17 protein-coding genes are annotated in these 22,825 nt (G+C 68.1%); 12 read left to right on the top strand and 5 right to left on the bottom strand.

The annotated features are described in order from the left end of the window. Window positions 1–4: 4 nt before the first annotated feature. Window positions 5–2,716, bottom strand: coding sequence for a cation-translocating P-type ATPase (locus EL388_RS09735; protein ID WP_126462992.1), 2,712 nt, complete (start codon window positions 2,714–2,716; stop codon window positions 5–7). A gap of 305 nt (window positions 2,717–3,021) precedes the next feature. Here EL388_RS09735 and EL388_RS09730 point away from each other — a divergent pair, with 305 nt between their 5' ends. The 4 genes from EL388_RS09730 to EL388_RS09715 are packed head-to-tail and all read left to right on the top strand — an operon-like array spanning window position 3,022 to window position 6,718. Beyond that, window positions 3,022–3,495: a MarR family winged helix-turn-helix transcriptional regulator gene (locus EL388_RS09730; RefSeq protein WP_126462990.1), complete on the top strand. Its 474-nt coding sequence runs from the start codon at window positions 3,022–3,024 to the stop codon at window positions 3,493–3,495. Beyond that, a complete protein-coding gene (locus EL388_RS09725) occupies window positions 3,495–4,712 on the top strand; it encodes a cation:proton antiporter (protein ID WP_126462988.1) in 1,218 nt (405 codons plus the stop codon). Before EL388_RS09730 ends, EL388_RS09725 begins: the two co-directional genes overlap by 1 nt. 13 nt (window positions 4,713–4,725) lie before the next feature. After that, on the top strand, window positions 4,726–5,964 hold the full coding sequence (locus EL388_RS09720) for a cation:proton antiporter (protein WP_126462986.1): 1,239 nt from the start codon (window positions 4,726–4,728) through the stop codon (window positions 5,962–5,964). After that, window positions 5,942–6,718 carry a TatD family hydrolase gene (locus tag EL388_RS09715; protein WP_232019111.1) on the top strand — a complete coding sequence of 259 codons (777 nt, stop codon included), beginning with the start codon at window positions 5,942–5,944 and terminating at the stop codon, window positions 6,716–6,718. Before EL388_RS09720 ends, EL388_RS09715 begins: the two co-directional genes overlap by 23 nt. 239 nt (window positions 6,719–6,957) lie before the next feature. On the opposite strand, the gene EL388_RS09710 is transcribed toward EL388_RS09715, so the two are convergent. Then, window positions 6,958–8,049, bottom strand: a complete 1,092-nt coding sequence (locus EL388_RS09710; RefSeq protein ID WP_126462982.1) for an MBL fold metallo-hydrolase — start codon at window positions 8,047–8,049, stop codon at window positions 6,958–6,960. Window positions 8,050–8,114: 65 nt separating this feature from the next. Here EL388_RS09710 and EL388_RS09705 point away from each other — a divergent pair, with 65 nt between their 5' ends. Further along, window positions 8,115–8,666, top strand: coding sequence for a CDP-alcohol phosphatidyltransferase family protein (locus EL388_RS09705; RefSeq protein ID WP_165919198.1), 552 nt, complete (start codon window positions 8,115–8,117; stop codon window positions 8,664–8,666). Here the strand turns inward: EL388_RS09705 and EL388_RS09700 are convergent. The 3 genes from EL388_RS09700 to EL388_RS09690 all read right to left on the bottom strand — a co-directional run bounded on the left by EL388_RS09700 (window position 8,651) and on the right by EL388_RS09690 (window position 14,789). Next, the gene (locus EL388_RS09700; RefSeq protein ID WP_126462978.1) at window positions 8,651–10,273 is read right to left on the bottom strand and encodes a methyl-accepting chemotaxis protein; all 1,623 of its coding nucleotides are present in this window, start codon (window positions 10,271–10,273) and stop codon (window positions 8,651–8,653) included. The two genes, EL388_RS09705 and EL388_RS09700, sit on opposite strands and share 16 nt — an antisense overlap. Before the next feature lie 71 nt (window positions 10,274–10,344). Beyond that, window positions 10,345–14,172 (bottom strand): ATP-dependent RNA helicase HrpA, encoded by a 3,828-nt coding sequence (hrpA, locus tag EL388_RS09695; protein WP_126462975.1) that lies wholly within the window; start codon window positions 14,170–14,172, stop codon window positions 10,345–10,347. Continuing rightward, window positions 14,127–14,789: an energy-coupling factor ABC transporter permease gene (locus EL388_RS09690; protein ID WP_126462973.1), complete on the bottom strand. Its 663-nt coding sequence runs from the start codon at window positions 14,787–14,789 to the stop codon at window positions 14,127–14,129. The genes hrpA and EL388_RS09690 overlap by 46 nt, the downstream gene beginning before the upstream one ends. 57 nt (window positions 14,790–14,846) lie before the next feature. On the opposite strand from EL388_RS09690, the gene EL388_RS09685 reads away from it, so the two are divergent. From EL388_RS09685 to EL388_RS09655, 7 genes are all read left to right on the top strand, one after another. After that, a complete protein-coding gene (locus tag EL388_RS09685) occupies window positions 14,847–15,503 on the top strand; it encodes a histidinol-phosphatase (protein ID WP_126462971.1) in 657 nt (218 codons plus the stop codon). Window positions 15,504–15,521: 18 nt separating this feature from the next. After that, the gene (locus EL388_RS09680; RefSeq protein WP_126462969.1) at window positions 15,522–16,418 is read left to right on the top strand and encodes an AEC family transporter; all 897 of its coding nucleotides are present in this window, start codon (window positions 15,522–15,524) and stop codon (window positions 16,416–16,418) included. A gap of 54 nt (window positions 16,419–16,472) precedes the next feature. After that, window positions 16,473–16,868: a hypothetical protein gene (locus EL388_RS09675; protein WP_126462967.1), complete on the top strand. Its 396-nt coding sequence runs from the start codon at window positions 16,473–16,475 to the stop codon at window positions 16,866–16,868. A gap of 89 nt (window positions 16,869–16,957) precedes the next feature. After that, on the top strand, window positions 16,958–18,046 hold the full coding sequence (locus tag EL388_RS09670; protein ID WP_126462965.1) for an efflux RND transporter periplasmic adaptor subunit: 1,089 nt from the start codon (window positions 16,958–16,960) through the stop codon (window positions 18,044–18,046). Next, entirely contained in the window at window positions 18,046–21,198 is a 3,153-nt protein-coding gene (locus EL388_RS09665) for an efflux RND transporter permease subunit (protein ID WP_126462963.1), read from the top strand. Before EL388_RS09670 ends, EL388_RS09665 begins: the two co-directional genes overlap by 1 nt. Beyond that, on the top strand, window positions 21,195–21,500 hold the full coding sequence (locus tag EL388_RS09660) for a DUF3240 family protein (protein WP_126462960.1): 306 nt from the start codon (window positions 21,195–21,197) through the stop codon (window positions 21,498–21,500). The genes EL388_RS09665 and EL388_RS09660 overlap by 4 nt, the downstream gene beginning before the upstream one ends. After that, on the top strand, window positions 21,497–22,825 hold the full coding sequence (locus EL388_RS09655; protein ID WP_126462958.1) for a TolC family protein: 1,329 nt from the start codon (window positions 21,497–21,499) through the stop codon (window positions 22,823–22,825). The genes EL388_RS09660 and EL388_RS09655 overlap by 4 nt, the downstream gene beginning before the upstream one ends.

Genomic DNA, 22,825 nt, shown 5'->3' with positions numbered 1-22,825 from the left:
GGCGTCACATGCTGCTCACGTTCAGCCGCCGCAACAGCCACTTCTCGGCCTCGACCGCGAGGAACTTGGCGGCGGCCAGAGCCAGGATCAGCCCCCACGAGGTCCAGTCCAGGGCCGTGGTCTGGAACAGCTGCTGCATAGTCGGCGCGTAGGTGAACAGCAGTTGCAGGCCGATCAGGATGACGCAGGTCCAGAAGGCCACCGGGTTGCCATACAGGGTGTCGCGGGCGAAGGCGTGGGCGGTGAAGTGGCGCGCGTTGTAGAGATAGACCAGTTCGCCCAGCACCAGCATGTTGACCACGGCGGTGCGCGCGGTCTCGATGCTGCTGCCGCGCGCCAGCTCCCATTCGTAGACGGCGAAGGCGACGGCGATCATCAGCAGGCTGACGTAGACGATGCGCCCGAGCAGCAGCCGGGTGATCAGCGGTTCGCCCGGCGGCCGCGGCGGCCGGCGCATGACGCCGGGTTCGGCCGGCTCGAAGGCCAGGGCCAGGGCCAGGGTGACGGCGGTGACCATGTTGATCCACAGGATCTGGCCGGCGGTGACCGGCAGCGCCAGGCCGGCGAACACGGCGAGCAGGATCACCCCCGCCTCGCCACCGTTGGTCGGCAGGATGAACAAGAGCGACTTCTTGATGTTGTCGAACACCGTGCGCCCTTCGCGCACGGCGCGGGCGATGCTGGCGAAGTTGTCGTCGGCCAGCACCAGGTCCGCCGCCTCCTTGGCCGCGTCGGTGCCGCGCAGGCCCATGGCCACGCCGATGTCGGCCGCCTTCAGCGCCGGGGCGTCGTTGACGCCGTCGCCGGTCATCGCCACCAGCCGGCCCTCGGCCTGCAGCGCGGCGACCAGGCGCAGCTTGTGCTCCGGGCTGGCGCGGGCGATGACGTCGGTCTGTTCGATCTCGCGGCGCAGGGCCGCATCGTCCAGGGCCTCGATGGTCTCGCCGGTCAGCGCCCGCTCGGCCCTGAGTCCGAGCTCGCGGCCGATGGCGGCGGCGGTGACGGCGTGGTCGCCGGTGATCATCACCACCCGGATGCCGGCGCGGTGGCAGGCGGCCACCGCCTCGATCGCCTCCGGCCGCGGCGGGTCGATCATGCCGACCAGGCCGAGCAGGCTGAATCGGGGCGTGATGTCCGCCATCGCGAGCGAGGTGGTGCCGGGTGGCATCTCGCACTGGGCCAAGGCCAGCACGCGCTGCCCCTTTGCTGCCGCGGCCTCCATCCGCGCGTGCCAGTCGTCCAGGTCGAGCGGATGGCCGCTGGCGTCGTGCGGACACAGGGCCAGCACCCGTTCGGGCGCACCCTTGAGCAGGACGAAGACATGGCCTTCGTGGTCGTGGTGCAGGGTGGCCATGAAGCGATGCTCGGATTCGAAGGGGATTTCGTCGATGCGCGGGCTGGCGGCCGCCTCCAGCTCAGGGTCGAGCCCGGCCTTCAGGGCCATGGCGAGCAGGGCGCCTTCGGTCGGGTCACCGGCCAGGGTCCAGCCCGATTCCTCCTTGTGCAGCCGGGCATCGTTGCAGAGCAGGGCGCAGCGGGCCAAGGCGCGCAGGCCGGCATCCTCGCGCGGGTCGATGGCCCGGCCGCCTTCGCGGAAGCCACCCTCCGGCGCATAGCCGGCGCCGCTCGCCTCCAGGCTGCGACCGGGCAGCATCAGGCGCACGGCGGTCATTTCGTTCTTGGTCAGGGTGCCGGTCTTGTCCGAGCAGATCACGCCGACCGAACCGAGCGTCTCCACCGCCGGCAGCCGGCGCACGATGGCGCGCTGCCGGGCCATGACGGCGGTGCCGATGGCCAGGGTGATGGTGACGACGGCGGGCAGGCCCTCGGGGATGGCGGCCACCGCCAGGCCGACCACGGCGAGAAAGATGTCGAGCGCGGCCATGCCGCCCAGATAATGGCCGTAGAGGAAGGTGATCAGGCTCAGGCCCAGAATGAACAGGGTGATCTGGCGGGCGAACTGGTCGAGCCGGCGGGTGAGCGGCGTGGCCAGGGTCGCCACCTCGGAGACCAGGGCGCCGATGCGGCCGATCTCGGTGGCCGGGCCGGTCGTCACCACCACGCCGCGGGCCTGGCCGAAGGCGACCACGGTGCCGGAATAGGCCATGCAAGCCCGGTCGCCGATGGCCGCCGCAGCGCCGACCGGCTCGATGGCCTTTTCCACCGGCACCGATTCGCCGGTGAGCGCTGCCTCGCTCACCCGAAGATTCTTCACCCGTGTGAGGCGCAGGTCGGCCGGCACCCGGGCGCCGGATTCCAGTAGCACGATGTCGCCCGGCACCAGCTCGGCCGCGTCGATCTCGTGCCGCTCGCCTTCGCGCAGAACCATGGCGCGGCTGGCCAGCATGGCCTGCACCGCCTCCAGCGCCCGCTCGGCCTTGCTTTCCTGGATGAAGCCGATGACGGCGTTGATCACCACCACGCCCAGGATCACGCCGGTGTCGACATAATCTTCCAGCCAGAAGGTGACCAGCGCGGCGGCGAGCAGGACGTAGATCAGCGGGTTGTGGAACTGCAGCAGCATACGCAGCAGCGGGCCGCGGCGGCGCGGTGGCGGCAGTCGGTTGGGGCCGTACTGGGCCAGGCGCCGGGCGGCCTCGTGCCGGCTCAGGCCGGTGGTTTCCACCGTGGCCAAGCGTTCGATCGCCGCGGCGGCAGTTTCGGCATGCCACTCGCGCGGTGCTGTCGGCGCGGCTTCGGTCGGGCGGGAAGACATCGGCGGCACGGCTCTCTCCTGGGCGCGGTAGATGCTATGGCTGCTGCCTTAACTCGATCAATCGGCTTGGCTCAAGCCCGGTTCTGCAATAATTCGGCAGCTTGCGATCGCATTGGTTCCCAATCCTGATTCGAGTCGATGCGCGGAATAGCGAAAACAGAGAAACGCAAACCGGCGGGGGCCGCCGGTTTGCGTGGAATGCACAGGGAAAGCGCGAGTGGCGTTTCCTCTCATGCGGCAGGAACGTTAAGGGAGCTGCGATAATATCGTGGCAAATAGTTTTGTGTAAATGGATTTGGCGAACCATGTCGGCGCAGGAAGTTCTGGCCCGCGAGGCCCTCAAGCAATTCCGCCTGATCTTCGGCTCGGCGCGCAGTCATTTCCGCGCCGTGGAAAAGGCCTGCGGCGTCAGCGGCGCCCAGGTCTGGGTGATGGCGGTGCTGGCCGAGCGGCCCGGGCTCAAGGTGAGCGAACTGGCCGAGGCGTTGTCGATCCATCAATCGACGGCAAGCAATTTGATCAACAAGCTGGAGAAGACAGGGTTGCTGCGGCGCGAGCGGGGCAAGGCCGACCAGCGCGTGGTCCGGCTGTATCTGAGCCAGGCCGGTGAGGCCGCCCTGGCGCGGGCGCCGCGGCCGTTCACCGGCATTCTGCCGTATGCCCTGGAACAATTGCCGGTGGCCACCCTACGCCGGCTGATCGGCGATCTGCGCAAGGTGCTCAGCCATGTCGGTGAGGTGGATGAAACTGCCGCCAGCAAACCATTGTCGGAGTTGTGATGCCACAAGACTTGAGCTTTCTCCCTACTTGGCCCCTGCAGATCAACGCCATGCTGGTGTTCGGCGTGCTGATCCTGGTCGGCCTGGCCGGGGGATATCTGGCTGGCAAGACGCGTTTTCTGCCGCGCATCACCGGCTTCATCGCCATCGGTTTTCTCATGGGGCCGAGCGGTTTGGGCCTGTTCGGCGACGAGGTGCTCGATTTCGCCAAGTATTTCGTGCAGATCGCGCTGGGCCTGATCCTGTTCCAGATGGGGCGGTTGCTCGACATCCGCCAGGCCCTGCATGAACGGCCGCTGATCGCCGCCTCGCTGCTGGAGTCGGCCCTGTCCTTCGGCCTGATCTTTGCCGCCTTGAGCCTCATCGGCCTCGATGCGCTGCATGCCGCGCTGGCCGGTGCCATCGGCATCTCTTCCTCGCCGGCCGTGGTCATGCTGGTGGTGCGCGAACTGGGGGCGAAAGGGCCGATGACCGACCGCGCCCTGATGTTGGTCGCCATCAACAACATCCTGGCCTTCCTGGTTTTCACCTCGCTGCTGCCGCTGCTGCATTACAGCCAGGCGGCCGACTGGGACACCATCTTGCTGCAACCGGCCTATCGGCTGCTATCCTCACTTGCCTTGGCCTATATGCTGGCGCGTCTGCTGCTGTTTCTGGCGGCCCGATTCGGTCGCGACGAGGGCGTGCAGTTCGCCCTGATCATCGGCACCATCGTCGGCGCGGTCGGTCTGGCGGTCATGCTCAAGGCTTCCTTCCTGCTCACCTTGCTCTCGCTCGGCGTGCTCAGCCACAACCTTGACCGCGAGCAGGTGCTGGAGAAAATGGATTTCGGCCATGTCACCGAGATCTTCTTCGTCATCCTGTTCGTCGTTTCGGGCGCTCGTCTGCACCTCGACGATCTCGCGGTGGCCGGCTGGGCGGCCGTGGCCTTCGTGCTTGCCCGCTTCGCCGGCAAATCGCTCGGTGTCATGGTGCTGGCGCCCGCAGTCCTGTCCAAGGAGAAGGCCGGGCTCATGGGCCTGATGCTGCTGCCCATGGCGGGCATGGCCATCGGCCTCACCCAGTCGGCGGCCAATCTCTATCCAGAATTCGCCAAGACCCTGTCCGCCATCATCCTTGGCGCAATCACCATCCTGGAAACCATCGGTCCCATTGCCACCGAATACGCCTTGAAGAAGAGCGGCGAGGTGCCGGCCGACGCCAAGGTGGAGCACTGATAAAGGATATTTCATGGCCCTGCACGAATTCTTTCTCTATTTCGCCATCATCCTGATCGCCGCCCGGCTGTTCTCCGAGATCGCCTCCCGCCATGGCATCCCGCCGGTGATCGGCGAGCTGGCCGCCGGCCTGCTGTTGGGGCCGTCGCTGCTTGGCTGGGTGAGCCCGGACGAGACCATGAAGCTCTTGGCCGAGATCGGCATCATCCTGCTCCTGTTCGAGGTCGGTATGGATACCGATGTCTACCGCTTGGCCGAGTCCGGCATCAAGCCCCTGATGGTGGCGATGGTCGGCTTCGTGCTGCCATTCCTGTTAGGTTACGGCCTGTGCGCCTGGGTGTTCGGTCTGCCCGAACTGGTCAGCCTGTTCATCGGTGGCACCCTCACCGCCACCAGCATCGGCATCACCGTGCGAGTGCTCGATGACCTGGGCCGGCGCAAGAGCGACGAGGCGCAGATCGTCATCGGCGCCGCCGTGCTCGACGACATCCTCGGCGTGCTGGCCCTGGCCTTCCTCTACCAGTTCGCCGTGCAGCATGAGGTCTCGCTGGCCGCTACCGGCGAGGTCGGCCTCTACATCCTGCTGTTCATGCTGCTCACGCCGCTGGCGGCCAAGCTGGTGGCCCAGGTGATCGACCACTTCGACCGGCGCGCCGCCACCCCGGGCTTGCTGCTGACCATGGCCCTGTCGCTGATCCTGTTGTTCTCCTGGCTCGCCCATGCCGTGGGGGCGCCGGTGATCATGGGTGGCTTCGCCGCGGGCATCGCCTTCGGCCAGCACTTCCGCTTCACCTTGGTCCGCAGCCTGCCCGGCGGCAGCCGCCTCGAGGCCTGGTTCGCGCCCAGCCCCAAGCTCGCGCACCGGCTGGAAGAGCAGATGCGGCCGCTGATCCATACCTTCGCGCCGTTGTTCTTCGTCATGGTCGGCGTCTCGCTCGACCTCAACGCGGTCGACTGGGGCTCCGCCTTCGTCTGGGCCCTGGCGTTGTCCCTGCTGCTGGTGGCCTTCGTCGGCAAGCTGGTGGCCGGCTTCTTTATCAAGGAGAACCGCCTGTCCCAGATCGCCATCGGTCTGGCCATGATCCCGCGCGGCGAGGTCGGCCTGATCTTCGCCCAGCTGGGCTACTCACAGAAGATCCTCTCGGGCGAGCTCTATGCCGCCTTGCTGATCGTGATCGCTCTCACCACCCTGGCGCCGCCCTTCCTGCTCAAGGCGTTCTATGGCCGCTATGGCGACAGACTTTCTCGTTGACACCCACAGCCACCTCGACGCGGGCGAGTTCGATGCCGACCGCGATGCCGTCTACGACCGGGCCTGCGCTGCCGGGGTGACGCTGCAGGTGGTGCCGGCCGTGACCGCCGCGAACTTCGCCGAGGTCGCGGCCACCTGTAAACGCTATCCCGGCTGCCTGCCCGCCTGGGGCCTGCACCCCATGTACATCCACGTTCACCATGACAAACACCTGGCCGAGTTGCGCCGGCAGATCGAGCAATGGCGGCCGGTGGCGGTGGGCGAGATCGGGCTCGACCTGTTCGTGCCCGACCTCGATTACGCCACCCAGGAATTCTTTTACGTCGAGCAGCTGAAGATCGCCAAGGAATACGACCTGCCCGTGCTGCTGCATTGCCGACGGGCGAACGACCAGATCCTCAAGCACCTGCGCCGATTCAAATTGAAGGGCGGCATCGCCCATGCCTTCAATGGCAGCCGGCACCAGGCCGAGGAGTTCATCAAGCTGGGGTTCAAGCTGGGCTTCGGCGGCGCCTTCACCTACCCGCGGGCCAACAACCTGCGCCGACTGGCGCTGGACCTGCCCCTGGAGGCGATCGTGCTGGAGACCGACAGCCCGGACATCGCGCCGGCCTGGATCGGCAAGGGGCGCAACGAACCGGCCGAGCTGGCGCGCATTGCGGCGAGCCTGGCCGAGTTGCGCGGCATCGATGTCGAGGCCGTGGCCAGGCAGACCACGCAGAACGCGCGCGATCTGTTCGGGCCGGTGTTCTAGCAGGCCGTTGAAAAACTACTGCGGTGGGCCATCTGCGGCGTTGCGCGGTGCTCGCTCCCTCGCCTATCTATTTGATATGTCTCGGTCGCTGCGCTCCGTGCGCCTTGCATCTGGCCATCCTCGCTACGTTTTTCAACGGCCTTCTAGAAACTCCCTCCCCGCGTGCGGGGAGGGTGGGGGTGGGGAGCCGGCCCCCCTCCCGGCCTCCCCCACGAGTGGGCAGGCGCGTTACACGCCCGTCATTGAGCTCCTGCAACGATTTGTCCGAAGCGCCGGGTCTCGCCGTGGCGCAGCAGGTAGAAGCTGGCCGGATCGATTCCGATCGCCGCACGCGCCGCCTCGAAATCCTGCGGCGGCCGGTCGAGCGATTCGTCGGAGAGTTCGAAGGTGCCCCAGTGGATGCCGAAGCTCTGCGCCGCGCCCAGGTCCTGGTGAATGCGCAGCGCCTCGTCCGGCGCCACGTGGTGCCGGCCCATGAACCAGCGCGGCTCGTAGGTGCCGACCGGGATGGCGGCCAGGTCCGGCGCACCTAGGCGGGCGCGGATCGCCTTGAAGTCGTCGGAATAGCCGGTGTCGCCGGCGAAGAAGAAGCGCTGGCCGCCCGCCTCCAGCCACCAGCCGCCCCAGAGGGTCTGGTTGCGGTTCCACAGGGTGCGCTGGCTCCAGTGCTGGGCCGGGGTGAACACCAGGCGCAGCCTGCCCAGCCGGGCCTCGTCCCACCAGTCCAGCTCGCTCACGTTGTCGATGCCGCGTTCCTCAAACCAGGGCTTGAGGCCGAGCGGCACATAGAAGCGCAGGGCATTGCCGAAGCGCTGGTGCAGGCGGTCGACGGTCTCGGCATCGAGATGGTCGTAGTGGTTGTGCGAGATCACCACGGCGTCGATCCGGGGCAGGTCCTCGAAGGCGATGCCCGGCGCGGCGCGGCGCTTGGGGCCGAGAAAACTTACCGGCGAGGCGCGCTCGGACCAGATCGGGTCGGTCAGGATGTTGAGGCCGCCCAGTTGCACCAGAACGGTCGCGTGGTTGATCCAGGTCGCGCTGGCCTGGCCCAGGTTGTGCTGCAGGTGCTTGAGGTCGGGCGCCACCGAGGCCACCACCGGATAGCCATTGGCCGGCGGCCTGGGCAGGCCCTGGGTCTTGCGTTCCCACTGCCAGCGCCAGAAATGCCTGCCGCCGTTGCCGAGTGCCTGCTGCCCGCTATTGCGAAAGCCTTGCGCGGTGTGATGCGGCTTGGCCGCGTTGTAATAGGGGTTGCCGGCGCTACAGCCGACGAGGGCGATGGCGGCAAAAAACCACACCAGGGTTCGGGCCTGTGAGGGCGGGCACGGCATGTCGTGTTTTCCTGTCCAACTCTTGGCTAATCTTAGAGCAAGTCTTGACGCGGATGTTTCATGGCATGTGGACCTTGCCCAATCTCATCACCTTCTGCCGCATCCTGCTGGTGCCGTTCATCGTCTGGGCCCTGCTGGAGCGGGATATCGCCTTGGCCTTCTGGCTGTTCGCCGCGGCGGCGGTGAGCGACCTGATCGACGGCAATCTGGCCCGGCTGCTCGACCAGCGCAGCGAGTTCGGCGCCTGGCTCGATCCCATCGCCGACAAACTGGTTTTGCTCAGCACCCTGGTGCTGCTGGCCGTCGATGGGCTGTTGCCGATGTGGTTCGCCGTGCTGGTGTTGATGCGGGATGGCGTGGTGCTGGGCGGCGCGGTCGCCTATCGCGGTCTCACCGGCGGCCTCAAGGTGGCGCCGAGCTGGCTGGGCAAGGCGGCGATCCTGCTGGAGTTCGTGCTGGTCAGCGCGGTGCTGGCCGAGGCGGCGCTGCAACTCGGCCTGGCGCCGTTGCTGCCGTCCCTGTTCTGGCTCGCCGCCGCGGTGGCGGTGGCCTCTGGCCTGCACTACGTCTGGGTCTGGGCGATGAAGACCCAGGCCTTCCTTCAAACCTTGAACTGATCGACGGTCGCGCGGAACTGCTTGGCCAGTTGCGCGAGCTGTTCGCTGGCGCCATGCACATCCCGGGCGCAGGCCGAGGCCTTGCGCGCGACCTCGCTGATGTCGCCGATGCGGGTGCTGATGTCGTCGGCTGCCTGGCTTTGGGCCTGGGCGCTGGCGGCGACCTGCGCCGTCATCTGGGTGATCTGGCCGACGGCGCCGGCGATGCCGCCCAGGGCCTCGGCCGTGTTCTCGACGTACTCGACCCCCTCCCTGGATTGGCTCTCGGCCTGGTGGATGACCTCGACCGCCTCGTCGGCGGCGCCCTGCAGCTTGACGATGATCGCCTCGATCTCGCCGGTGGCCAACTGGGTGCGCTGGGCCAGGGTGCGCACCTCGTCCGCCACCACGGCGAAGCCGCGCCCCTGCTCGCCGGCGCGGGCAGCCTCGATCGCGGCATTGAGCGCCAGTAGATTGGTCTGTTCGGCGATCTCGCGGATCAGGCCCAGCACCTGGTTGATGTTGCGGCTGTCGGCGTCCAGCCGCTGGATGACGCCGACCGCGCCTTCCAGGGTGCCGGCCATGGCCTCGATGGCGCCCATGGCCTCGGTGGCGACCAGGGCGCCGTCGTGAGCCTGGCTGTTGGCGGCCTGGGCGGCGCCGGCCGCCTCCTGGATGCTTTGGGCCACGTCTTGCACGCTGGCCGCCAGTTCCTGCAGCACGCTGGCCAGGTGCTCGGTGTTGGTCAGCTGCTGGTCGGCCCCCTGCTGCGAGCGGGTGGAGGTGTCGAGCAGGGTGTGGGTGACCTCGCCCAGGTTGTGGGTGGCGCCGCCGACCTGGTGGATGATGCCGGAGAAGCGCTCGAGCATGGCATTGAAGGCGCGCCCGGCATGGCCGATCTCGTCCTGGCTGGTCACCGCCACCCGCAGCCGCAGGTCGGAGGTCTGCTGCACCCGGTCCATGGTGTCGGCCAGCCGATTGATCGGCTGGTTGACGAAGCGGCGCATGAGCCAGATGACGATGGCGAAACCGCCGGCGAACATGATCAGGTTGATGGCGCTGTTGATCAGGTCCATCTTGCCGATGGTGGCGTCGGCCGGGCCCAGGTCGTAGCTGATGCGGATGGCGCCCATCACCTGGCCGTCGCTGTTGGGGTGGCATTGCAGGCAGTTGATGCCGCGGGTGTTGGCGCTGGCGACGACCGGCCGCACCATGGTCAGCTGCCGCCCGCCGGCGGTGTCCTCGATCACCACCACTTCCTCGCCTTTGAGGGCGCGCTGGTCGAGCTGGTCGACCGGGGCCTCTTCCGGCAGGCCGGGACCGTACATCTCCTTCACCTTGTCGCCGCGGATGACCCGGGCGGCGCGGATGTTCTTCTGCTCGAGCATGGCCTTCTGCAGCTCGCCGCGCTGGGCCATGCCGCCGGTGAGCATCAGCTTGTTCAGGCCGTCGAAATAGCCGTCGGCGATGATACGGGTCTGGTCGGCGGTGAATTCCTCGGCGAGGTGGCGGGTGCTGTAGTGGGAGTAGATCAGGCTGGCGGCGAGCTGGAGGATGAAGCCGGCGGCGACGACGCCGAGCACCTTGGCCGCGACGCTGCGCGAGAACAAATGCATGAGTTTGTTCATGCGGTCTCCTCTGCCCGGGCGGGCATTTGTTTATTGGTTAACGGCTACCCTACCGGGTGGCTTGAGGCAATTCAAGGTCTGCCGGCAACAATCTCCTGCCAGAGTTTCTCCAGTCGCTTCGCCGACACCGGCTCCGGCGTCTTCAGCTCCTGGGCGAACAGGCTGATGCGCAGCTCCTCCAGCCGCCAGCGGAAGTCTGCCATCTCCGGCGTGCTGCCGCCGGCGGCCTCCAGCCGGCGCTGGCGGGTCTGCCAGGCGGTGAGCAGGGGCATCAGCGTGCGCATGTTCTGGGCGTCGCGCGCCGGGTTCTTGGCCAGTTTCTCCAGGCGCTTTTCGATGCCCCGCAGGTAGCGGGGCAAGTGTGCCAGACGCTGCGGCTCGAGGACGGCGACGAAGTGCGGAAATACCAGTCCCTTCAATTGGCTCTGCAGGTCGGCCATGGCCTCGCGCGCCGGGTTGGGCCGAGCCAGGACCTGATTGAGGTTGTGGGCATGAGAGAGGCACTCGGCGGCCAGGCGTGCGGACTCCCGCGCGGCCTCGGCCAGCTTGGGCCGGGCGGCCTGGGCGGCACTCTCGAAGGCGGTCTGGTTTCTCAATTCGGCCGGATCGAGCGGCAGACAGGCGCGCGCTGCACTGTACAGCACGTCGCGCAGCAGGCCCTCGCAGCTAAGGTCCCTGCCGAGCAGGCCATAGTGCAGGCAGGCGGGCTTGAGCCGGGGCGCAAGATCCTTCTCGGTCTGCCTGAGCAGATCGGGAAAGGAGAGCCAGAGCAGGCGGCAGACGCCGCGCCGGTGCCGCTCGCGCGCGGCCCGGGCGCTGTCGGCGAACCTGAGCTCGACCTTGCCGTCCACTTCCAGCAGGGCGGGGAAGGCGGCGATCGTGCGCGGGCCTTGCGGCACTTCCACCTGCTCCGGCAGGTCGCCGAAGTCCCAGCGGCCGACGCTGTCGCGCTCGAGCTGGCTGGTCGACTGCTGCAGCTGCCGGCTGGCCTGGCTGCCGAGCTTTTGGCGCAGGGCGGCGAGATCGCGCCCCTCGCCCAGGATGCGGTTGGCCTCGTCCAGCACCCGGAAGTTCATGCGCAGGTGGCCTGGCAGGGCGTCTTCGCGCCAGGCATCGCGCGGCACCGCGACGCCGGTGCGCTGGTGCAGGAAGCGGGCGAGGGCCTCGCTCAGCGGGGCGGCCGTGGGTTCCAAAGCCTCGGCCGCGGCGCGGGCGAATTCGGGCACCGGCACGAAGTTGCGCCGCAACAGCTGCGGCAGCGATTTGATCAGCGCCGCGATCTTCTCCTCCAGCAGGCCGGGTACCAGCCAGGTGCAACGCTCGGCCGGCACCTGGTTCAGCGCCGCCAGCGGCACCAGGAGGGTGACGCCGTCGTCGGGCTGGCCCGGCTCGAATTTGTAGGACAAGGCGAAGCGCACGCCCGAGAGGTCGAGCTCGCGCGGGAATTCGGCCGTGTCGGCGCCCCGTTCCTTGAGCAGGGCCGCGCGCTCGAGGAACAACAGGCGCGGCGATTTCGTTTCCGCCTCGCGCCGCCAGGCCTCGAAGTCGCGGCCGTTGTGGATGCCCTCGGGCACGCGGGCGTCGAACCAGTCGTACAGGCTCTGCTCGTCCGGAATCAGGCGCGGGTTGCGCGCGCGGTGGGCGAGGTCCTCGATCTCCTTCAGCAGTTTTTGATTGTGGGCGAAGAAGGGCGCGCGCGTGTCGTAGTCACCCTCGACCAGGGCGGCGCGGATGAAGATCTCGCGGCACAAGGCGGGGTCGATCGGGCCGTAATGCACCTTGCGCCCGACCACCACCGGCAAACCATAGAGCGTGGCGCGCATGGCGGCGGCGACATGGGCCGGGCGCTTCTCCCAGTGCGGCTCGGCATAGCTCACCTTCAAAAGGTGCCTGGCCGCGTGCTCGATCCAGGCCGGCTCGATCCTGGCCACGGTGCGGGCGTAGATGCGGCGGGTCTCGACGATCTCGGCCGCCATCAGCCACTTCGGTTTCTTCTTCACGCCCGAGCTTGGGTGGATCAGGAACTTCATGTCGCGGGCGCCGAGGTAGACGTTGTCCTCGGTCAGGAAACCCAGGTTGCCGAGCAGGCCAGGCAGCAACGCCTGGTGCAACGAGGCATGGTCTGCGGCCTGCTCGTTGACCCGCCAGCCCATCTCTTTCACCAGGGTGCTGAGCTGGTTGTGCACGTCGCGCCATTCGCGCACGCGCAGGTAGGAGATGAATTCGCGCTTGAGCTGGTCGCGGAACTGCTTGTTCGATTTGCGGTGGGCGTCGAGTTGGTTGATGTGGCGCCAGAGATTGAGCAGGCTGACGAAGTCGGAGTTCTCATCGCTGAAACGCTGGTGCTTCGCGTCGGCGGCCTGGGCCTGCTCCATGGGCCGCTCGCGCGGGTCCTGGCTGGTGAGCGCGGCGGCGATGACAAGGACTTCTGCCAGGCAGGCCTTCTCGTGCGCGGCGATCAGCATGCGGCCGATCTTGGGATCGAGCGGCAGCTGCGCCAGTTGCTGGCCGAGCTTGGTCAGCCGGTTGGCCGCGTCGATGGCGTTGAGCTCGTGCAGGAGCTGATAGCCGTCGCGCACCCGCTTGGGCTCGGGGGCGTCGAGGAAGGGGAAGACCTCGATCTCGGGCAGACCGAGCGACTTCATTCGCAAGATCACGCCGGCGAGCGAGGAGCGCAAGAGCTCCGGCGTGGTGTAGCGCGGACGCGAAAGGAAATCGGCCTCGTCATAGAGGCGGATGCACACCCCGGCGGCGACCCGGCCGCAGCGGCCGGCGCGCTGGTTGGCCGAGGCCTGGGCGATCTTCTCGATCTTGAGCTGCTCGATCTTGTTGCGCAGGGAATAGCGCTTGACCCGGGCCAGGCCGGTGTCCACCACGTAGCGGATACCAGGCACGGTGAGCGAGGTCTCGGCCACATTGGTGGCGAGCACGATGCGCCGCGCCGCATGCGACTGGAACACCCGCTCCTGCTCGGCCACGGAGAGGCGCGCATAGAGCGGCAGGATCTCGGTGCCGGGCGGGTGGTGCTTGCGCAGGGCCTCCTGCGCCTCGCGGATCTCCCGCTCGCCGGGCAGGAACACCAGCACGTCGCCCGGGCCTTCGCGCGCCAGTTCGTCCACGGCATCGAGCAGGGCCTGGGTGAAATCGGTCTCCGGTTCTTCCTCTCTCCCCCTCCCGCTCTCTCCCCCGCTTGCGGGGGAGGGCTGGGGTGGGGGAACGCCGGGCCGCGTTGGTGCAGCCACTTCGCCCGGCGGCCGGTAGCGCAGCTCCACCGGATAGGTCCGCCCAGAGACCTCGATCACCGTGGCGCCGCCGAAATACTCGGCGAAGCGCTCGGCCTCCAGGGTGGCCGAGGAGATGATCAACTTCAGCTCGGGCCGACGCGGCAGCAGGGTCTTGAGGTAGCCGAGCAGGAAGTCGATGTTCAGGCTGCGCTCGTGCGCCTCGTCCAAGATGATGGTGTCATAGGCGCGGAACTCGGGATCGGACTGGGTCTCGGCCAGCAGGATGCCGTCGGTCATCAGCTTGATCCGGGTGTTCGGCCCCACCTGGTCGTGGAAGCGCACCTGATAGCCGACGAAGTCGCCCAGCCGGCTTTTCATCTCCTCGGCGATGCGACCGGCCACGCTGCGGGCGGCGATGCGCCGGGGCTGGGTCATGCCGATGCGGGCCGTGGCGCCGCGCCCGGCGAGCAGGGCGATCTTGGGCAGTTGCGTGGTCTTGCCCGAGCCCGTCTCGCCGCAGCAGATGACGACCTGATGCGCGGCGATGGCCGCGGCGATGGCGTCGCGCTTGGCGCAGACCGGCAGGTGTTCGGGGAATTCCAGAGGGCCCGGCAGCTTCGGTGTCACTTTTACTTGCCGTGCAGGTAGCGCCGGTCGTCGAAGGTCGCCACCCATTCCGGCTTGTACACCACCAGGATGGTGATCAGCATGCCGGTGGCGAAGGCCTCGGACCAGGCCATCAATAGGTAGAAGGGCAGGTAGTTGTCGAGCAGATAGTCGAGCGGGTAGGCGCCGGCCAGGGCGACGAAGCCGGTGGAGGCGAGGCCGACGGCGGACACCGCCAGGGCCGAGCCGAAGAAGCCATTGAGAAAGACGTAAATGAACAGGTGGTGGGGCAGCCAGCGTTCGCCCAGGCGATAGATGGTCCAGCTCAGCGTCACCGGCAGCACGGCCATGATCAGCAGATTGGCCGGATAGGCGGCATACTCGCCGTTCATCAGGGTCACCGCAGCCAGCACCAGGGCCAGGGCGAGCAGGGCGAACCAGGGCCGGAACATCAGGGTCAGGGCGCTGGCGCCGAGCAGGTGGAAATTGAGCCCGGGCTTGATCCCCGCCTTGATCAGCCACAGTCCGAGCAGGGCGACGCAGGCGCCGGCGAAGACGTTGAGGTTGTCGCGGTCGGCCAGCATGCGCCAGCGCGCCCGCTGCCACATGGCATAGAACAGCAGGCCGGTCAGCGGCCAGAGCAGCCAGGACCAGAAAGCGGGGATGTGGGCGGAGATCAGGTTCATGGCAGGCTCGGCTATACTTCGCGGCAATTTTAGCAAGTTCTAATACAAGGAGCCGATGTGCGTCTTGCCCTGTTCGACCTAGACAACACCCTGCTCGCCGGCGATTCCGATTTCGAGTGGGCCCAGTTCCTGATCGAGCAGGGCGTGCTCGACCGCGAGGTCTACGAGGCGCGCAACCAGGCCTTCTACGACCAGTACAAGGCCGGCACCCTCGACATCCACGAATTTCTCGATTTCCAGTTGAAGCCGCTCGCGCGCCATCCGCGCGCGCAGCTCGACGCCTGGCATGCCGAGTTCATGGCCAGGAAGATCATCCCCATGGTGGCGCCGGGCACGCCGGCCCTGCTGGAAAAACATGCGGACGATGTGCGCGTCATCGTCACCGCGACCAACAGTTTCGTCACCCGGCCGATCGCCGATCATCTCGGCATCGCGCACTTGATCGCGACCGAGCCGGAGGCGATCGAAGGCGAGTTCACCGGCCGCGTGGTCGGCACGCCCTCCTTCCGCGAGGGCAAGGTTGCGCGCCTGGAAGAATGGCTGGCCGGGCGGGGCAAGAGCTGGGCCGATGTCGAGACGAGCTGGTTCTATTCCGATTCGCTCAACGACCTGCCGCTCCTGGCCCGGGTGCGGCACCCGGTGGCAGTCGACCCCGATGCCACGCTCAAGGCCCATGCCGAGCAGGCGGGCTGGCCGGTGATCAGCCTGCGCTGACCGGCGGGCTGGCTCGGCATGGCCGTCGCCCTCGTCATCCTGCCGATCTTCGCCCTGATCTTATTGGGTTGGGCGCTGAAGCGCTGGTCGGGTGCGGCCGAGGCCTTCTGGCGCGACCTGGAACGGCTGATCTATTTCGTCTTCTTCCCCGCCCTGCTGTTCCATTCGCTCGCGCACGGCGAGATCGATTTCGCCGTGGCCTGGCCCATGCTGGTCACCGGCATCCTGTTCACCCTGATCGGCATGGCGCTGGGCTGGCTGTCGAAGCGCCTGTTCCACGATCCGCCACGGGTGTTCGCCGCCGCCTTCCAGTGTTCTTTCCGCTTCAACAGCTATGTCGGCCTGGCTGTGGCCGGCGCCCTGCACGGCAAGGCCGGCATTGCCGCCATCGGCCTGCTCATGGGCTTTCTGGTGCCCATGGCCAACGTGGTCTCGGTCTGGGTGCTGGCCCGACATGGCAAGGGCGATTGGTTGAAGGAGGTGCTGGGCAACCCGATGATCCTGGCCACCGCCGGTGGCGTCGCCTTCAGCCTGGCCGGCTGGCAGCTGCCGCAGTTGCTCGATCACATCCTGGAACTGCTGGCCCGGGCCTCGCTGCCCCTGGGTCTGATCGCGGTCGGCGCCGGGCTCAAGCTTGCCGGCCTGGGCCACGCCCGCGGTCATCTCTGGTACGGGGTGATGGTGAAACTCATCCTGCTGCCGGCCATCGCCTGGGGTCTGGCCGTGGCCTTTGACCTGAGTGGCATCTGGTTCGAGACGGCGATCCTGATGGCGGCCCTGCCCGTCTCCACCGTGGCCTATGTCCTGGCGGTGCGCATGCAGGCCGACGGCCAGGTGATCGCCGCCCAGGTGGCGGTGACCACCTTGCTGTCGATGCTGACCCTGCCACTCTGGCTGGCCCTGGTCCGGGTTTAAGCAAAGCTTAAGATTCAGTCGTTACATTTGACTCGGTCTAAACAAGAGTTTCTAATGCCAGCCGTGAAACGCCGTCTGAGCCCCATCTTCCTGATCCTCTTCGCCTGGCTGCAATGCCTGGCGCCGCTGCTGCATGCCCATGCCTCGGCCGAGGACCATGCCGGGGTGCATCTGCCGGAGTGGTCGCTGGCCCAGGGCTACCATGGCGACGGCCCGGCCTGGGTCGATACGCATCAGGGGCACGATCATGCAGTCATCGCCCTGGCCAGTTCGATCGAACCGCGCCAGGATGAGCGGCTGTCGCCGGGTACCCAGCCGGTGCTGCCTGGGTGGTTGTCGGTCGGCGGGCGCTCGTCCGGCCATGTCTTAGCTCCGCCCACCGTTCCGGATGCGGGCGATCTGCGCTTCTCCTATCTCGTTCCCGACGCCTGCGCGCCGCCGCACGCTTAAACGGCTTCGCTGTCCATCCCGGGCAGCCTCCATTCCGACTAGATTGAACACTACCAAGGCCGTTTTGCGGCCGACACAGGAGAGGCGCCATGCTGCGCGCGTTTGCATTGCTTATCGGCTTGTCCCTGGCCTTGCCTGTCGGCGCCGGCGACAAGCTCATTCCCATCGGCCCGGCCCAGCGGACCGCGCTCCGCATCGCCACCGCGCCCTTGACCGCACATGCTGGAGCGATCAGCGTCGGCCTGCCCGCGACTGTGACCGTCTCGCCGGGGCAGGAGCGGGTAGTGGCAGCGCCGGTCGCCGGCCTGGTCACCGGCGTGCGGGTGGCGGCCGGAGCGTCGGTGCGAGCCGGACAGGCCCTGGTCACGATCAGGAGCGAGCAATTAATGGCCGGCCAGCGCGACCTTACCCTGGCGGCGGTGCAGGCGCGCCTGGCCGAAGAGGCGGCGAAGCGGGACGAAGGCCTGTTCCAGGAGGGCATCATCCCCGAGGCACGCTGGCAGGCGGCGCGCGCCGCGCGCGAGCAGGCACGGGCGGCCCTGGCCGAACGGCGCGCCTGGTTCCGCTTGATGGGCCTGTCGCAAGCCGACATCCAGGCCGTAGAGCGGGGCGAGCGTCTGGTCGATAGTGTGACCCTCGGTGCCCCCATCGCCGGCGAGGTGCTCGAGCGAATGGTGATGACCGGCGCGCGGGTGGAGGCGGCTGCCCCGCTGTTGCGCCTGGCGCAGCTGGACCCGCTGTGGCTCGAGATTCAGGCCCCGGCCGAGGTGGCCGCCCTGGTGCGCAAGGGGCAGGCGATCAGCGTGCCGGGTACCCAGGCGAGCGGCAAGGTGGTTGCGGTGGGCGGCAGCGTAAGCGCCGCCCAGACCGTGGCGATCCGCGCCAGCATCGCCAACCCCGGCGGCCTGCTGCGCCTGAACCAGAACGTGGAGGCTCGGATCGAGGCGCTGTCCGGCGCCCGGCACTGGCGGGTGCCGGCCCGGGCCATCGTGCGCATGCAGGGCCAGAACTATGTCTTCGTGGAACGGCCGGGCGGCTTCGAGCCCGAGCCGGTGAAAGTGCTTTCCCAGTCGGCCCAGTCGGCCGCCGTGGACGGCCCATTCGTCGGTGGCGAGGCGATCGCGGTCGAGGGGGTGGCGGCGCTGAAAGCAGCCTGGCAGGGCATGGGGGGCGAGTGATGCTCGCCCGCCTGACCGAATTTTCGCTCAGCCAGCGCCTGCTCATACTCGGCTTCGTGCTGTTGCTGGTGGGCGCCGGTACCCAGGCCTGGCGCGGCCTGCCGATCGATGCCTTCCCCGATGTCTCCACCACCCAAGTCAAGCTCATCCTCAAGGCGCCGGGCATGACCCCGGAGGAGGTGGAAGCCCGTATCGCCGCGCCGATCGAAACCGAGATGCTGGGCATCCCGCGTCAGCGCATCCTGCGCTCGATCTCGAAGTACGGCCTGACCGACATCACCATCGATTTCGAGGACGGCACCGACATCTACTGGGCCCGCCAGCAGGTGGCCGAGCGGCTCAACGGCGTGCTCGGCGATCTGCCGATGGGCGTGAGCGGCGGCCTGTCGCCCATCACCACGCCGTTGTCGGAGATGTTCATGTTCACCGTCGAGGGCGAGGGCCTGAGCCTGGCCGAGCGCCGGGCGGTGCTCGACTGGCTGGTCCGGCCCCAGCTCAGAACTCTGCCAGGGGTGGCGGACGTCAACGCCTTGGGTGGCCTGGTCAAGACCTTCGAGGTCGTGCCGGACAACGCCGCCATGGCGGCGCGTGGGGTCACCCTGCAGGAACTGCGCGAGGCGGTCATGGCCAACAACCGCAACGACGGGGCCGGCCGCCTGACCGAGGGCGAGGAGGTCTGGCTGGTGCGGGTGGAGGGTGCGGTGCGGACGCTGGAGGAGCTGGCCGCCATCGTGGTGAAGAACGTCGCCGGTGTGCCGGTGCGGGTGGCGGACGTGGCCGAGGTGCGCCTCGGTCAGCTGACCCGTTACGGCGGGGTCACCCAGAACGGCCGTGGCGAAGCCGTGCAGGGCCTGGTCCTGGGCCTGAAGGGTGCCAACGCGCAGCAGGTGGTGGCGGCGGTGAAGCAGCGCCTGAAGGAGATCGCCCCCAGCCTGCCCAAGGGCGTCGAGGTGCGCCCCTTCTACGACCGTTCGGCCCTGGTCGACCGGGCGGTGGGCACGGTGGCCAGGGCGTTGCTCGAGGCGACGGTGCTGGTGCTGTTGCTGCTGTTCCTGTTCCTCGGCAATGTGCGGGCGGCCCTGGCCGTGGCGCTCACCCTGCCGCTGGCGGCCCTGGCGACCTTTCTGCTCATGCGCCAGTTCGGCCTGTCGGCCAACCTCATGAGCCTGGGTGGCCTGGCCATCGCCATCGGCCTTTTGGTCGACGGCGCGGTGGTCGTGGTGGAAAACATTGTGAGCCATTTGGCTCACAATGTTTTGGCGCAGGCTCATGCCGGCGAGGCCGGCGTTAAGGCCGCCTCAGCGGACGGCCGAAGTCAAAACATCGCGGCAACCGCGGTAGATGGCTACCCCAAGTTGCACCAAGTGTTCCGGGCCGTGCGCGAAGTGGCCACGCCGACCGCCGCCGGCGTGCTCATCATCATGATCGTGTTCCTGCCGCTGCTCACCCTGGAAGGGCTGGAAGGCAAACTCTTCATCCCGGTGGCGCTGACCATCGTCTTCGCCCTGGGGGCGGCCTTGCTGCTCTCGCTCAGCGTGGTGCCCGTGCTCGCCTCGTATCTGCTGAAGGAGGGTGCCCACGAGGAGCCCTGGCTGGTGCGCTGGGCCATCCGCCTCTACACCCCGGTGCTCGACTACGCGCTGGCCCGGGTGCGCATCGTGCTGATCGCGGCCGTGGCCCTGCTGGCGGCGGCTGCGGCGATGTATCCCTTCATCGGCAAGTCCTTCATGCCGACCCTGGATGAGGGCGACCTGCTGGTGCAATTGGAGAAGCTGCCCTCGATCAGCCTGGAAGAGAGCCTGGCCCAGGACATGCTGGTGCAGCGCGCCCTGATGCAGCGCATTCCGGAGATCAAGGGCGTGGTGGCCCGGGCCGGGGCCGATGAGCTGGGTCTGGACCCGATGGGCCTGAACGAGACCGACAGCTTTCTGGTGCTCAAGCCGATGCACCAATGGCGCGAGCCGTCGAAGGATTGGCTGATGGACGAGATCCGCAAGGTGATGGCCGATTTCCCCGGCATCAACTACGCCTTCACCCAGCCGATCGACATGCGGGTGTCGGAGATGCTGACCGGCAGTCGCGGCGAGCTGGCGGTGAAGATCTTCGGCACCGACATCGGCGAGCTCAATCGCCTGGCCGATCAGGTCGAGGCCGTGCTCAAACCCATCCCGGGCGCCCAGGACGTGTTCAGCATGAAGAACGAAGGCGTGCAGTACTTCCAGGTCGAGGTGGATCGCCTGGCGGCCGGCCGCTACGGGCTCTCCGTCGATGACGTGTCCGGCTTCCTGCGGGCCCAGCTGGAGGGGGTCCGGCTCGGCCTCGTGCAGGAGGGGGGGCGGCGCACACCGCTGGTCTTGCGCGCCGGGGAGAACGTGCGCGCCTCGCCCGCCTTGTTCGAGGCGATGCGCATCCCCACCCCGAGCGGGCTGGCGATCCCGCTCAGGGAGGTGGCCCGCCTCAAGCGGACCGACGGGCCGGTGGCGGTCAAGCGCGAGAATGCCGTGCGTTACGTCACGGTGCAGAGCAACGTGGCGGGCCGTGACCTGGTCGGTTTCGTCGAGGAGGCGCGGGCGCGCATCGCCCGGCAGGTAAAGCTGCCGGAGGGCTACCGCGTAGCCTACGGCGGCCAGTTCGAGAACCAGCAGCGGGCCGCCGCGCGGCTCGCCATCGTGGTGCCGGTGGCGCTGCTGCTGATCTTTGCCCTGCTGTTCGCCACCTTCGGCTCGGTCCGCCAGGCAGTGCTGATCCTGGCCAATGTCCCGTTTGCCCTGGTCGGCGGGGTGGCGGGCCTGTTCCTGACCGGCGAATACCTCTCGGTGCCGGCCTCGGTCGGCTTCATCGCCCTGCTCGGCATCGCCGTGCTCAATGGCGTGGTGATGGTGAGCCATTTCAACCAGCTCGCCGCCCAGGGCCTGGCAGCCGAGGCGGTGGTGCGCGAAGGCGCCCTGCGGCGCCTGCGGCCGGTGCTGATGACCGCCAGCATCGCCGCCTTCGGTCTGATCCCGCTCCTGTTGGCGACCGGGCCGGGCTCGGAGATTCAGAAACCGCTGGCCATCGTGGTGGTGGGGGGGTTGTTCAGTTCCACCCTGCTGACCTTGATCCTGCTGCCGGTGCTCTACCGGCGCTTCATTCTGGGAGGGACGCTGAAATGAACCTGGTCTTGTTGACGCTCGTCGCGCCCCGGGCACTGGAAGAGGAATTGCTGGAGCAGTTGCTGATCCATCCGGAATGGGCCTCGGGTTTCACCCTGAGCCAGGTCGAAGGCCACAGCCAGAGGGGCGCGTCGCTTTCGATCCAGGAGCAGGTGCGCGGCCGTGCCGGCCGCGTCGCCCTGCAGATCGTGCTCGAGGCGGAGCAGGCCGAGCGCCTGCTCGGCCATCTGAAGGCACGCTTCCCCAAGCCGGATGTTGCCTATTGGCTCACGCCGGTCAGCGATTTCGGGAGATTGGCATGAGATACGCATCGGCAATCGGCAGTCGGCAGTCGGCGAATCGGGACCGCGCCACGCGCGCGCGTGGCGGCGTTGCCTTGAGCCTGGGGCGGCTGCTGGCGGTGGTTGGATGCGTCCTGGCGGGGCCGGCTGTGGCGGCCCAGGCACCGGCCGATCTGCCGCCGGCCGAGAGCGTCGTGCGCGCACTCGATGCCCATCCCAAGGTGCAGGCGGCGCAGGCACGGCTGACTGCGGCTCAGGCCGAAGGTGAGCGCCTGCTGGCAGGCGAGCACGAATTCGGCCTCAGTCTCTTGAGCCAGCAACGGCGCGTGCGCGCCGGGCCCGATTACCAGGAATGGAGCGTCGGCATCGAACGCGGTCTGCGCCTGCCCGGCAAGGCCGGCCTGGACCGGGCCATCGGCGCCAAGGGCGTGGCCGAGGCGGCGGAACGGCTGGGCGATGCCCGGCACGAAACCGCGCGGCAATTGCTCGAGCTCTGGTACGGTCGGTTGCTGGCGCGCGCCGAGGTCGCGCTCTGGCGCCAGCAGGTCGATGTGCTGCAGGAGCAGAGACGCACGACCGAGATCCGGGTCCGGCGCGGCGATGCCGCGCGACTGGACAGCCTGCAGGCGGAAGCGGCGCTGGCCCAGGCCGAATCGGAGCTGCGCCGGGCCGAGGCGCGTGAGCAGATCGCGCTGGCCGAGCTGGTGGCGCATTTCCCCGAGCTGCCGCCGGCCGGTACGGCGAGCGCCGAGCCCGTGTTGCCGGCGGAGGGCGAGGCGCATTGGGCGCAGCGGCTGCTGGCGCACAATCATGAAATCCTCGCCGTGCAGCGGGCCCAGGAGCGGCTGAGGCTGCAGGCGGAGCGCGCCGGCGCCGAGCGGCTGCCCGATCCCCGGCTGGGTCTGCACTACGCGCGCGAGCTGGATGGCCGGGAGAACATCGTCGGCGTCAGCCTGAGCATCGACCTGCCCGGCGCCGCCCGGCAGGCGCGTGCCGAGCTATACCGGGCCGAGGCCGAGGCGATGGCGCAGGACGTGGCGCAGGTGCGGCGCCGGCTGCTGGCCGAGGCGGCCGGCAACTGGCAGCGGGCCTCGGCCGGGGTCGAGGGCTATCAGCGGCTCAAGGCAGCCGCCGAGGCGGTGGAGCGGCATGCCGAACTCAGCCGGCGCGCTTACCGCCTGGGTGAGTTGGGACTGGGCGAGACCCTGTTGGCCCAGCGGGCGGCGCTCCAGGCGCGGCTGGCGGCCGAGCAGGGCAGGTTGGAGGCCAATCTGGCGATCGCCCGGCTGTTGCTCGACGCGCACAGCCTGTGGCTGGCCGAGCCGGACGAGGCGGAGCACCGCTAG

Origin of the sequence: Sulfuritortus calidifontis, assembly GCF_003967275.1 — a bacterium.
Taxonomy (GTDB): Bacteria; Pseudomonadota; Gammaproteobacteria; order Burkholderiales; family Thiobacillaceae; genus Sulfuritortus; species Sulfuritortus calidifontis.
Note: the sequence above shows the minus strand (reverse complement) of the source record. Positions and strands in the feature narration are given on the sequence as shown.